1 pseudogene is annotated in these 254 nt (G+C 64.6%); it reads right to left on the reverse strand.

The annotated features are described in order from the left end of the window. Positions 1-218: pseudogene (locus tag SB764_RS42490) on the reverse strand (hypothetical protein); the annotation flags it as partial. Between the last annotated feature and the right edge of the window lie 36 nt (positions 219-254).

Raw genomic sequence — 254 nt, forward strand, 5'->3', positions numbered from 1 at the left:
GCGGCGAACGCATCCGTCATGCCCTTGCCCGCAGATTCGCGGGCCACCGCATAGCTTTGGGCCATGAACCACGACGTTCCGCAGCCCACCACGGCGACGCGCTGGCCATCGGCAGGAAGCAGCTGCTCGGCCCGGGCTTGTTCGACGGCGCGCTGCCAGACGGCGGGCTGGGAGACCAGCTCTTCCTCCATGAAAGCCCCGAGTATGTTCTCGCTCATCGTGATCCCGTTCCCACACAGCAAATGACGTTTTCT

This window comes from Paraburkholderia sp. SIMBA_027, from assembly GCF_046535315.1.
Lineage (GTDB): Bacteria > Pseudomonadota > Gammaproteobacteria > Burkholderiales > Burkholderiaceae > Paraburkholderia > Paraburkholderia tropica.